General features: G+C 62.0%; 11 protein-coding genes. All 11 read right to left on the bottom strand.

The window, feature by feature from the left end:
* Window positions 1-98: 98 nt before the first annotated feature.
* The gene (locus P0D96_RS12735) at window positions 99-1,700 is read right to left on the bottom strand and encodes a peptide chain release factor 3 (RefSeq protein ID WP_408313672.1); all 1,602 of its coding nucleotides are present in this window, start codon (window positions 1,698-1,700) and stop codon (window positions 99-101) included.
* Between the two features lie 271 nt (window positions 1,701-1,971).
* Window positions 1,972-2,664 (bottom strand): fimbrial protein, encoded by a 693-nt coding sequence (locus P0D96_RS12730; RefSeq protein ID WP_408313670.1) that lies wholly within the window; start codon window positions 2,662-2,664, stop codon window positions 1,972-1,974.
* A gap of 297 nt (window positions 2,665-2,961) precedes the next feature.
* A complete protein-coding gene (locus tag P0D96_RS12725) occupies window positions 2,962-4,344 on the bottom strand; it encodes an MFS transporter (RefSeq protein WP_408313668.1) in 1,383 nt (460 codons plus the stop codon).
* Window positions 4,345-4,465: 121 nt separating this feature from the next.
* A complete protein-coding gene (locus P0D96_RS12720; RefSeq protein ID WP_408177645.1) occupies window positions 4,466-5,905 on the bottom strand; it encodes an NAD-dependent succinate-semialdehyde dehydrogenase in 1,440 nt (479 codons plus the stop codon).
* Window positions 5,902-6,939: an aldo/keto reductase gene (locus tag P0D96_RS12715; RefSeq protein ID WP_132383508.1), complete on the bottom strand. Its 1,038-nt coding sequence runs from the start codon at window positions 6,937-6,939 to the stop codon at window positions 5,902-5,904. The genes P0D96_RS12720 and P0D96_RS12715 overlap by 4 nt, the downstream gene beginning before the upstream one ends.
* 82 nt (window positions 6,940-7,021) lie before the next feature.
* Window positions 7,022-7,546, bottom strand: a complete 525-nt coding sequence (gene fae, locus P0D96_RS12710) for a formaldehyde-activating enzyme (protein WP_408313665.1) — start codon at window positions 7,544-7,546, stop codon at window positions 7,022-7,024.
* A 604-nt stretch (window positions 7,547-8,150) separates the two neighbouring features.
* Window positions 8,151-8,441, bottom strand: a complete 291-nt coding sequence (locus tag P0D96_RS12705; RefSeq protein ID WP_132383504.1) for an H-NS histone family protein — start codon at window positions 8,439-8,441, stop codon at window positions 8,151-8,153.
* Window positions 8,442-8,576: 135 nt separating this feature from the next.
* Window positions 8,577-9,776, bottom strand: a complete 1,200-nt coding sequence (locus tag P0D96_RS12700; RefSeq protein WP_408177644.1) for a serine hydrolase domain-containing protein — start codon at window positions 9,774-9,776, stop codon at window positions 8,577-8,579.
* A 247-nt stretch (window positions 9,777-10,023) separates the two neighbouring features.
* A complete protein-coding gene (locus tag P0D96_RS12695) occupies window positions 10,024-10,227 on the bottom strand; it encodes a hypothetical protein (protein WP_408219583.1) in 204 nt (67 codons plus the stop codon).
* 519 nt (window positions 10,228-10,746) lie between these two features.
* Entirely contained in the window at window positions 10,747-11,007 is a 261-nt protein-coding gene (locus P0D96_RS12690) for a hypothetical protein (RefSeq protein ID WP_408177643.1), read from the bottom strand.
* Window positions 11,008-11,094: 87 nt separating this feature from the next.
* Window positions 11,095-12,573, bottom strand: a complete 1,479-nt coding sequence (locus tag P0D96_RS12685; RefSeq protein ID WP_408313662.1) for a sigma-54 interaction domain-containing protein — start codon at window positions 12,571-12,573, stop codon at window positions 11,095-11,097.
* Between the last annotated feature and the right edge of the window lie 38 nt (window positions 12,574-12,611).

The raw sequence follows: 12,611 nt of genomic DNA, 5'->3' as shown, positions 1-12,611 counted from the left end.
TCGGCAGCCGTACGGGCGTCAATACAAAAGGCCTCGTTTTCGACGAGGCCTTCTGATTTGCGTTGCCTTGCTTTGCGCTCGGGACCAGCGCAGCGGATTTACATCGCCTTCTTGAACGGCGCGCCCGAGTGCTCGCGCAATTCGTTGAACACGATCTTCGGCCACGCCTTCTGCGCGACTTCGATTTCCGACACGTGCGAGGCCAGATACGTCGGCGCGTCGGACGCGTCGAGCGCGATCCGTGCCGCGTACGAATCGGTGAAGCGACGCAGCTCGGCTGCATCGTCGCAGGTTACCCAGCGCGACATGCGATAACGCGCCGGCGCCATGCGGACGTCGACCTTATATTCCGTCGACAAACGGTGCGACACCACTTCGAACTGCAGTTGGCCGACCGCGCCGAGAATCATCAGGCCGCCCACTTCCGGACGGAACACCTGAATCGCGCCTTCTTCGCCGAGTTGCTTGAGCGCCTCGCCGAGCTGCTTGGCGCGCATCGGATCGACCACTTCCACGGTCTGGAAAATTTCCGGCGCGAAGAACGGCAGGCCGACGAATTGCAACTGCTCGCCTTCGGTCAGCGTATCGCCGAGACTCAGCGTGCCATGATTCGGAATACCGATGATGTCGCCCGGATACGCTTCGCTCACCGTCTCACGACGCTGCGACAGGAACGTCACCACGTTGTTAGCGCGGAAGGTTTTGTTCGAACGCGTCACCTTGACGGCCATGCCGCGCTCGAAACGTCCTGAGCACACGCGGATGAACGCCACGCGGTCGCGGTGCGCCAGGTCCATGTTCGCCTGCACCTTGAACACGACGCCGGTGAATTTCGGCTCGTCCGGCATAACCGGACGCTGCACCGTCATACGCATGGACGGCGGCGGCGCCAGATCGACCAGCGCGTCGAGAATTTCCTTCACGCCGAAGTTGTTGATCGCCGAGCCGAACAGCACCGGCGACTGCTGGCCGGCCAGGAACTGCTCACGATCGAAATCGGGCGTCGCGCCGGTGATCAGATCGATCTCTTCTTTCGCCTTGACCCAGCTATGGCCGAAGCGGCGTTCACCTTCCTCATCGCTCAGCGCCTGCAGCGTTTCGACTTCGCCGCCCGCTTTGTCCTGCCCGGCGCGGAACAGGCGCACCTGGTCGCGCTGGATGTCGTAGACGCCCTGAAACTCCTTGCCCATGCCGATCGGCCACGTGAACGGCACGGCGGCCACGCCCAGATGCTGTTCGATTTCGTCGAGCAGTTCGAGCGGCTCGCGCACTTCGCGGTCGAGCTTGTTGATGAAGGTGACGATCGGCATCTTGCGGCTGCGGCAGACTTCGAGCAGCTTGAGCGTTTGCGCTTCGACGCCGTTCGCGCCGTCGATCACCATGACGGCGGCGTCGACCGCGGTCAGCACGCGGTACGTGTCTTCAGAGAAGTCTTCGTGGCCCGGCGTGTCGAGCAGATTGATGACGGCGTCGCCGTACTCGAACTGCATCACCGAGCTCGCCACCGAAATGCCCCGCTGCTTTTCGATCTCCATCCAGTCGGACGTCGCGTAGCGGTTGCTCTTGCGGCCCTTCACGGTGCCGGCGATCTGGATCGCGCCCGAGAACAGCAGCAGCTTTTCGGTGAGCGTGGTCTTACCCGCGTCCGGGTGGGAAATGACCGCGAACGTGCGGCGGCGTTTGAGTTCGGAGACTGACATCGGGTCTGGCGACAAATAGGGTTCGGGCACTGCCGGCCACGGCGGGCGGCGGTTTGCGTTTCCGCTCCACCTGGCAAAGCACGCCGGGCGGGGAAACGGACGGGTAGACGCGGCTCGCGCGGCGGATCCGGGCCACGCGGCGGCAGACGCCGCGCGTTAGCGGTAAATAGTGCGGGGATGCCGGGTTGGAACAGCGCCGGGACGAATGATACACGTCTGCGCGGGGACAGATGGAATCCCGCAGTGAAAACGGCTTAGGCGCGCGGCCTGGCTATTGATAACTCATCGTAAAGATAGCTGTCGCCCGAACCGTTCCGGCAACCACGGGCGCAACACCCAGCCGGTAGTACTGCGAGAAAAACTGAAACGACATATTGCCTGTCGTGCTCGACGTAAGCGGAAGAGCCACATCCATTGTAATCGGCGACTGCGACGCATCCAGCAATTGAACACCGATGCCCGTTGCCGAACCCGCGTTCGCCAGGACTGAGGCGACGCCAGAATTGCCCGACGTCGAACTGAAGGTCACCGAGACCTTCACGCCGGACTGGCAGTTGAGGCCCAGAGAAAACGGTGTCTTTGCGGCGACTGAGCCGGCCGTCGGAAACATCGCCGGGTTGATCGTCGCGAGAGGAATTGTCTGGTTCGCGCTCGCGGCAGTCACCGAGCAGGTGACACCTCGCACGGGTGTGTTTGCGACGGTCATAGTGTTAGCGCCGTTGTTGAGCGGATATCCGGTGTTCAGGACGCCGGTGTTGTAGCTTGCGCCCGTGATTGATCCGCCAGTGACAGGACCCGTTTTGACGAGTTCAAACGTTCCTGAAACATTAAAGCTGCCGTCGCTGCCGGTAGTTCCGAGTTGGGAATCGGTAGAGCATGCGTTCGTTCCGACCATCGGTTTGCCGTTAGCATCGCGCATCCTCATGCCAACGCCCGCGACGTTCGTTGGATAAACACCCGTCATACCGGACACCGCTGTCCCGCTCCCTGGACAAGCGACTATCGGTTTGTTGAACAGCGTACTCAGGGAACACTTTCCAATGATGGTGAATCTTTGAACCGTACCGGGAATCACATTGCCAACGGCAGTTGAATCGGAGACGGTAGATTAAGAAAAATCCCAGATTTCAGTGGGTAGTCCATCGAGTTGAATGAAAAGCAGGTTTTTCCGTTGGCTCGCCTTGACTTTCAGGCGGTCCAAAACAAAAAAACCCGCCGCACCGTTGCCGATGCGGCAGGTTCTTTACAGCGTTAGCGCGCGTTAAGCGCCGCTAGCTTCGTTCAACGTCAGATGCTTCGTTTCCGGCGCCCACGCAATCGACACCACCATGCCGACCAACAGCACCGCCGCGAGCGCCATCATCGTGATATGGAAGCCCAGATGCACGATGCCGAGCGGCAGCAGAAACGTTCCGATCGCCGAGCCGAGACGACTGCACGCAATCGCCAAACCGACGCCGCACGCGCGCACCTCTGTCGGAAAGCACTCGGGCGGAAACACGCCGACGAGATTCGAGAACGCCGACATGGTGAGCGTGAAAATCCCAAACGCGACAATCATCCCGAGCGTCGCCGACTCCGGCAGCAAACTCAACGCGATCAGCGAAACGCACGTCACCGCGAACGAGCCGATCAGGAACACGCGCCTCGGAAGTTTGATCGTCAGCCAGATGCCGATCAACGCGCCGAGCACGAGAAACCCGTTCAACAGAAAATCCGCGCTCGAATCGTTGTTCAAATGAATCGCCTTCAGAATCGTCGGCAAAAACGTATAAACGGCGAAGTAAGGAATGACGAGACACACGAAGAAAGCACAATTGAAAATCGTGCGGCGGATCAGATCCGCCTTGAACAGACGCATGAAACCGCCCGCCGATTGCGCGTGCTCATCGTGACCGCCATCCAGAATGACGTTCGCGCCGAAATGCTTCAGCACGATCGACTTCGCTTCCGCCGTGCGGCCTTTGCCATGCAGCCAGCGCGGCGACTCCGGCGTGCCCATGCGCAACACGAGAACGATCAACGCCGGCACACCCGCCGATGCCAGCAACCAGCGCCATGCATCCGGCGAGGCATCGGCGTAGTGCATGCCGAGCACATTCGCCACCACGTAGCCGATCGTCCACACCACGCTGAACGAGCCAAGCAAGGTCCCGCGATGTTTGCGTGGCGAGAATTCCGCGAGAATCGCATGGCCCACCGCAAAATCGCCTCCCATGCCGAAGCCGATCAACACACGCAGCAAACACAGTTCGAGCGGCGAGCGCACATAGAACTGCGCGAATGCGGCCGCTGTGATGATCAGAAAGCTCAGCAAGAAAATCTTCTGGCGTCCCATGCGGTCCGACAGCCAGCCGAACACCAGACTGCCGATAAAAATGCCCATCAACGCGGAACTGCCGATCATGCCCATCCAGAACGCGTCGAGCGGCATCTGGCGATTCAGCGACGCGAGCGCATAGCCGATCGTGCCGAGCGCGAAACCTTCAGTGAAATGCGCGCCGAACGTCAGCCCGGCGATCTTGACGTGAAAGGCGTTCAGTGGAACGTCGTCGAGAGGAATGGGGCCGTGCGCGGATGCCGCTGCCGCCGGCAAAGTGGGGGCGAGGCCGAGAGTGGCCGCCTGCATATCCTGATTGCTCACGCTGTCTCCTTCGTTAGTATGGATCGCCGGGCGTGGCCGGCGTGTTGCCGCGCGCCCGATTGCGTCGTCCGCCGGTGAGTCATGCGTGTGCATGACGTACGGCGGACGCGCCGTGTGAAGATCAGCGTCCGAGGCCGCCCATCATCATGTACTTCAGTTCGGTGTATTCATCGAGCCCGTACTTCGAGCCTTCGCGGCCGAGACCCGATTGCTTGACGCCGCCGAACGGCGCGACTTCGGTGGACAGAATCCCTTCGTTGATGCCGACCATGCCGCTTTCCAGCGCTTCGCCGACGCGCCACGCGCAAGCCAGGTCGCGTGTGTAGAAATATGCGGACAAGCCGAATGGTGTGTCGTTAGCCGCGGCGATGGCTTCCGCTTCGGTCTTGAAACGGAAACACGCGGCTACCGGTCCGAAGGTTTCTTCCTCGGCGATCAGCATTGAATTGTTGGCGTCGACCAGAACGGTCGGCTCGTAGAAGGTGCCGCCGAGCATGTGCGGCTTGCCGCCGGTCAAGATCTTCGCGCCCTTCTCCAATGCATCGGCCACGTGCGTTTCGACCTTCTTCAGCGCGGCCTGGTTGATCAGCGGACCTTGTTCGACCTCGCCTTGCAACGCGTTGCCGACGCGCATCTTGCGCACCGCTTGCGTCAACGCGGACGTGAACGCATCGTAAATGCCGTCCTGCACGTAGAAGCGGTTGACGCACACACACGTCTGCCCGGTATTGCGGAATTTCGACGCCATCGCGCCTTGCACGGCGGCGTCGAGATCCGCGTCGTCGAATACGATGAAGGGCGCGTTGCCGCCGAGTTCGAGCGACAGCTTCTTCAGCGTGTCCGCCGACTGCTTCGCCAGCAGTTTGCCGACGCGCGTCGAACCGGTGAACGACAGCTTGCGCACCGCGTCGGATTCCGTGAGCGCGCCGCCGATCGCCACGGCATCGCCGGACACGATGTTGAATACGCCGGGCGGAATGCCTGCCTCCCCGGCCAGTACCGCCAAAGCAAACGCGGACAACGGCGTTTCTTCCGATGGCTTGAGCACCATCGTGCAGCCGGCCGCGAGCGCGGGGCCGGCCTTGCGCGTGATCATGGCGAGCGGGAAATTCCACGGTGTGATTGCCGCGACCACGCCGACCGGTTCGCGCGTCACAATGATCTTCGCGTTCGGATTGGGACTCGGGATCACGTCGCCGTACGCGCGCTTCGCTTCTTCCGCGAACCATTCGAAGAAACTGGCCGCATAGCCGACTTCGCCGCGCGCTTCTGCAAGTGGCTTGCCTTGCTCGAGCGTCAGCAATTCGGCAAGCGCGTCGCGATTCTCGAGCATCAACTCGCCCCAACGTTTGACGCGGGCGCTACGTTCCTTTGCAGTCAGCGAACGCCATGCGGGAAACGCACGCTCGGCAGCCGCGATGGCCTGCGCGGTTTCCGCCGCGCCGCCTTTGGCCACTTGGGCGACGACCTCGCCGGTCGCGGGGTTCAGCACGGCATATGTGTCGGCGCCTTCGTACCACTCGCCGCCAATGTAATGCCCCGTGCGAAGAAATTCATTCATGCGGCCTTCTCCAGGGTTTCGACGAACACGCCTTGTGCAAAGCGCGCTTCGCGCGCAATGCGTTTGCCTGCGGTGTAGTCGTTGATCAGATCGCACGGCGTGTAGTTGCGTTCGAGCTCGAACAGTTCGTCCGCCGAAAGCGTCGTGCCGAGCGCGGCGAGCGCGCTGTCGAACTGCGCCGGCGTATCCGCACCGACCAGCATGCTTGCGACGCCGCCGTGGTTCAGCACCCACGCCTGCGCGATCTGTGCGGCGGAAACGCCACGCCGCGCCGCCACGCGCGCCACCGACGCTGCAATCTCGCGCGAAGCCACATCGCCGTACATTTGCGCGGTGAAGAAGTCGGTCTGATTGCGCGTCGAATTCGGATCGCACGTGAGCAGCCCGCGCGCCAGCGGACTGAAGACGGACACGCCGACGCCCTGATCCTGGCAATACGGAATCATCTCGCGCTCTTCCTCGCGGTACGCCAGGTTCAACTGCAATTGCATATTGATCGGCTTGTGCCAGCCGTTGCGCTCGCAGACCTGCATGATCTTGGCGAACTGCCATGTGTACATGGTCGAGACGCCGATATAGCGAGCCTTGCCGGCGCGCACGATATCGTTGAGTGCGCCCATGGTTTCTTCGACCGGCGTATTCACGTCGAAAAAATGCAGCATGTAGATGTCGACGTAATCCATACCGAGGCGCTTGAGCGAACCGTCGATGCCGTCCATGATGTGCTTGCGCGAATGGCCGCCGGCGTTCTGATACGCGCCCATGTCATAACCGACCTTGGTGGCCACGACCATTTCCTCGCGTCGCGCGAGACGCTTCAGAATTCGGCCGACCACTTCTTCGCCCACGCCGGTCGAATAGAAATCGGCGAGGTCGATGAAGTTGACGCCCGCTTCGAGCGCATGACGAACAATCGGCTCGCTTTGCGCTTCGTCGAAAATCCACGGCTTCCATTGCGGTGTGCCCATGTTCATCGTGCCGAGGCACAGACGCGAAACCTTCAGACCGGATTGGCCGAGGCGAATGTATTCCATAGTGCGTGTCTCCTTCCTGATCGCATCCGGCAGCGCGGACGGTTAGTTGCGCATGAGCACTCACTGGCCGCGCTGCGTGCCATTAACGTTGCTTCGGTGTGTAGAACGGGTTCGATACGTCGCGCGCGGCGGCGAAGACTTCATCGCGATGCGGCAGGCCCTTCATCGCCGCGAGGATTGCGTTCTTGCATGCGCGGTAGTTGTTCTCGAAGACGGCGTCGAGATTGTCGGTCGACGGGTTGACCCAGTTCGCCGACACCACCACCCAGTCGTTTTCCGCTTCGGGCGGCAGCGTGCCGTTCTCCAGCGACTCGGCCACCGCCTTCGCGATGCCGGCTTGCGAGGCGCCCCACGTCGCGTTGCCGTGGAAGTCGCTGCCGATCTGCGCCTTGTTCACATACAGCGTGAGCGGCTTGGTCGGCACGCCCGGGCGCGCAATCACGACGAACGGCGCGTGGCCCGCCGAAGGCGTCGCCAATGCGGTAGCAAAGGCCTGCCCGGCGGGACCGTTGCGCGGCCCGACCAGCACGTTGATGTGCGCGAGATTGACGCCGGAGCCTTCGAATCCTTCGCCGATAAAGAGTTGTTTGTCCGTCGATGCGCTCATGGTCTTTCCGTCGAGGTTGAGTGGATGACCGATTGTGACGTTCGGCATCCGCGACCATGTATCGATGAGTTTTGATGCGGGGTATGAGAGGAACTCAACTCCGGGTTAGTCCCGAGCGCAGTAGCCTGCGCGTATCGGGAAGCGCAAAGGTGAGGGTTTTCGGGACCACAGCATGTGCGTCCTCGAATCGCAGCAAACGGTGAGCGTGCCGACCATTAGTCGCGCACCTGCGCAGCGGAAGTCTGCACAGCGTCGAATGCGTTAGATGCAACTAAGAGAAACTTAAGCGTCGGCTGCAGCGATTCTTCGCAGAGCCTGGGAACGCCCGCCAGCAAAGGCCGGCGTGGGTTTCGGAGAAAGTGGGTCAGTCACGGCGGCCTGCCGCGGCAAGCTTGCCGCAAGGTGCGTGATTCGATAAAACCAGGCTCACCGAAGCAACCAGGCTTTGAGTTGGCCACGTGGCCGAGCTCACGACTCACGCGACAGGTTCACGCGAAAGGTGAGCGTTTTCGGGACCTGCTCAGCGGTGCGAGAAAAATCGCCCGCGACATCACTTTAGACAATCCGGTGCATGACTCACGCGCACGTCATGCGCCGAAGCACTTCAACCTTCGATCAGAAAGCGCTCGCGATTCTTGCCTACGAGCCAGGCGGGCGAACGGCCGCGGCCGCTCCAGGTCTCGCCGGTTTTGGGGTTGCGATACTTGGCGACCGACGGCGTTTTGCGGGCTGCGGTGCCCTTGCTCGTGAAACCCAGTTCTTCAGCAGTCAGGTCGTACTCGGCCACCTTCTGCTTGATCTCGGCGATCGCCTGGGCAACTTCCTTCTCGCGCGCCGCCGCGACTTCCTTGTGGAGTTTTTCGAGCTGGGCAGTCAACTGCTTGTACGAGGCCATGACGGGTACTCCGATCATTTTGACGAGAACTGAAGTGCGGACACTATCAGACGAATAAATTGCCGGATAGAGAAGCCCGACACCGCGAGCGGATAACACGCTTAAAAGACGCTGGCCCGGACACGGCCGGTTCGCTCAATCGTCAATTGCATCGTACACGCGGCGTTCGAAGTCCACTGTCATTGAAAACGGTTCGACGGAGCGCCTTTGAATCAGCATCAGACCGATCAGGTCTTCCACCGGATCGGCGAACCAGCTCGTGCCATACGCGCCCGGCCAGCCGAACGAGCCCATCGAGCGATAGCCGAGCGGCAACTGCTGCGCCGGATCGTCGACGATGGACACGCCGAGGCCGAACCCCTGGCCTGCCCACAGCGCATGACCGAAGGCCGACACGCGGCGTTGGTCGCGCGTCAGAAAATTCGAGCGCATCAGATCGACCGAGCGGTGCGACAGCAAACGCGTCGTGCCGACCCGTCCGCGGCCAAGCAGCAGTTGCGCGAATTGCAGATAGTCCTGCGCCGTCGAAACCAGCCCGCCGCCGCCGCTCTGAAAGCGATCCGGGTTCGCCCACCGACTCGACGACGGATGGTCCTCGACGATACGCCGCCGCGTGCCCTGTTCGACGCCATAAGCCGTGGCCAGCCGGGCTAGTTGCGCGTCAGGCACCCAGAAAGCGGTATCGCGCATGCCGAGCGGCTCGAAAATTCGCGTCCGGAAAAACTCGCCGAGCGACATTCCGCTCACGCGTTCGATCAGCACGCCGAGGACATCGGTCGCGATGCCGTAGTGCCAGCGCGAGCCGGGCTGGAACATCAGCGGCAAACCCGCAATGCGGGCAAGCCAGGCGTTGCCGTCCATGCGCGCTTCGAAACCGTTGAAGGCGTCGGCGTAAGCTTCCGCCAGTGGTCCGGTTGCAGTGAAGTGATAGGCGAAGCCGGCGCGGTGCGTCAGCAGATCCAGCACGGTGAGCGACGCTCTGGCAGGGTCGGTTTCGTCGAGCGGGCCGGCGGGGTCGCGCAGCACACGCGGCGCGGACAGCTCGGGCAACCAGAGTGAGATCGGCGTGTCGAGGGCGAGCCGATCTTCTTCGATCAGCATCAGGATCGCCGCGCTGGTCACCGGCTTGGTCATGGAGGCAATGCGGAACAGCGTGTCGCGCTCCATCGGCAACTGCGCCGCTTCGTCACGCCAGCCGAGCGGCTCGAAATAACCGATCTCGCCGCGCCGCCAGACCATCGACACCACGCCCGCCACTTCGCCGCGTTCCACATAGCCTTGCATGGCGTTGGTCAGCGCCGTCAGCCGAGACGCGGAAAGTCCTGCTGGTTGCATGTTTGTCCTGAATCAGTGGATGGAGGTGGCGACCTGCGCGCCCTTGCCTGACGCGCGCCTTCCGTCCGCGGTCGGCGCACATCCGCCGCCTGGACGCCGTTAGCGCGTACGCATCAAAAGACGCGGCTTGCCCCGTGTCGAGACAACGCGCTACGCCGCGTAGGGTGCGTGGCCGTTACGTTCCTTATTTTTGCAGAAAACGTTAGCCGATCGAAGGGTACGTCACAGCCGTCCACTGCGCAGGCGTTCAGGCTTTCTGCCGTCGCTCCAGCGCCGAGAGCGCGGCGTTGAGCCGTTTGACGCGGGTCGCCTGCGACGGCACCAGTGCCGCGCCGGAAACGGAATCGATACGGTTTCGCCAATAAGACAGCGGGATGCGGTCTTCAGCGGAGATATGCGAGATTACGTGTTCAAGATGTTCAATATCTTTTTCGAGTTGGTGATGATTCATTGCTTTCCCCGGATTACTCGTTGAACTATTTTCAATGCGTAAATCGAAGCATAAAGCGTGCCGCAAAAACTCCCGGTTTTCGGCTGAACGGAAAATCCTTCCTAACACTTCCCGCATTGGCGATCAAACCGGCAAAACCTGCTTGCCACTTGAATCCTGAGCCACTGGCAAGAGAGTACTGCGGCTAAACTTCGCGTTCCGTTGGGTGCCGCACCGACTTGGCTAAACGATGAAAATTGCGGCGTTTTTAATTGCGCCCCGGCGACAAGAAAAATAATGTGAAGCGCGGCATTAATTACCCATTTCGCATCATAGACGCGGAGAGAACCCGCATTAGCTACGGGTCTTTATGACGGCCATACGCTTATCGTGACGACCATGAAGCAACGCGTGAACCAGTTTGCCGCGCGCGGCTGAAATCGGTGCGGCGAGCGAGACGCCCGCATTCGTTGTCGAACCGCGGGCTGAAGGAAAGATGCTTGAGGCGTTGGTCGCGCCGGTCTTTGCGCCGGCGAGCCGTTATTTCGCCCGGCAGGCGTAAATCAGGTTCAGCGTGCCATTCTCCGTGGACTGGCGCACGACATCGAAGGCGCCGCCGCAACTTGCGCTGGCCTGCTGCGAGCAGGAGTCGGAACCCGCGGGGCACTGCACCAGCGTGGTCGCGCGACCGTCCGGCAGAAACAGCGGCGCGCTGCTGCTGCAACCGCTCAACGCGACCATCACGCCGGCCGCCAGCGTGGCGCAGGCCCGGCGCGCGAAGAAAGAGAGACTGCGTTTCATTTGAAACCCCGATCACGTCTTGTTTTTCGATCACGCGATTGTGCCACGCGTCAATTACGCTGCGTCAATCGCCATCGACGAACGTTGTCACACGTCGATGCCGTATGCCGCAATCTTCTTATAGAGTGTCGCGCGGCCCATGCCAATCTGGTTCGCCGTCTCGATCACGCGGCCGCCGTTGGCGCGCAAAGCGTCGCTCAGGAAACGCTTCTCAAAGGCCGCCATCGCCTCGCTCCACGAGGCCGGTTCAGGCGCGCCAGCCTGCGCGCCCGCAGCGGGCAGCGGCGAAAGCGCCTCGGGCAAGGACGCAGTCGGACGATGCCCGCCGCCGTGCGCCGAGCCGATAAACGGCGCGAGCGCCCGGGCATCGATCCGCTCGCTGTCGGACAGCATCACCGCGCGCTCCAGCGTGTTGCGCAATTCGCGCACATTGCCAGGCCAGCTATACGAACACAGCAGCCGCAGCGCGTCATCCTGCAATTCGAAGTGACTGGCGCCACGCGCCTGCGTCGACAGATCCTCGAGCATGGCGTAAGCCAGCGCCTCGATATCGGAGGCTCGCTCGCGCAATGGCGGCGCATGGATCGTCAGCACGTTCAGCCGATAGAACAAGTCCGCGCGAAAGCGCCCCGCCGCGACCAGCGCGGGCAAATCGGCTGACGTCGCCGCGATGATCCGGACGTCGGCGCGCACGATGCGGTTCGAGCCCAACGGTTCGAACTCCTTGTCCTGCAACACGCGCAGCAGCTTGCCCTGCAAAGGCAGCGGCATATCGCCGATTTCGTCGAGAAACAGCGTGCCGCCGTTCGCGAGCTCGAACTTGCCGACGCGCCCCTTGCGGTCCGCACCGGTGTAGGCGCCGGCCGCGGCGCCGAAGAATTCGACTTCGAGCAAGGTGTCGGGAATCGCCGCGACGTTGACCGTCACGAGCGGCTGATTCGCGCGCGCCGACCCGCCGTGGATGGCATGTGCAAGCAACTCCTTGCCGGTGCCGGTTTCGCCGAGCAGCAGCACCGGCGACTCGAGTTGCGCCGCGCGGCGCGCCTGGCGCTTCACTTCGAGGCTGGCCGCGCTCGTGCCGACGAAACTGCCGAACGTATATTTGGCCCGCCGCGCCTGCGCGAGCGACTGGCGCGTCGCGATCAACTCTTCCTGCACGCGCGAGTAGTGGGAAAAGAGCGGCGTCAGCGCCTTCAGTTCGTCGAAGAGCGCGAAGCCCACGGCGCCCACCGTGACGCCCGCATCGTCTTTGAGCGGCAAACGCGTCACGACGAGCGGTTCGCGGTCCGTTTCCAGAATGTCGAGCAGAATCGGTTTGCCGGTGACGACGACCTCGCGCATCAAGCTGTTCGGGATCACCGCTTCGCAATCGCGGCCGATGGCCTGCTCCGGGTCCGAAAAACCGAAGCGCGCCGCATAGCGCTTGTTGATCCAGACCACGCGCGCGTCGGCATCCACGATGAATGTGCCTTCGCTGAAATTTTCGAATGTGCGGAAGAGCGAATCCATCGCCCGGCGCAGTACGTCGCCGTAGGTGGCGGGAAGGCCCGCCCAGTCGTTCATCATGCTGTCGCTGTCTCCGGCTATCGTTTTATTATGCTTAT

It is taken from the genome of Paraburkholderia sp. RL17-347-BIC-D (assembly GCF_046027915.1).
Taxonomy (GTDB): domain Bacteria; phylum Pseudomonadota; class Gammaproteobacteria; order Burkholderiales; family Burkholderiaceae; genus Paraburkholderia.
The sequence above is the reverse complement of the archived record's forward strand: the minus strand, read 5'-3'. Positions and strand labels throughout refer to the sequence as shown.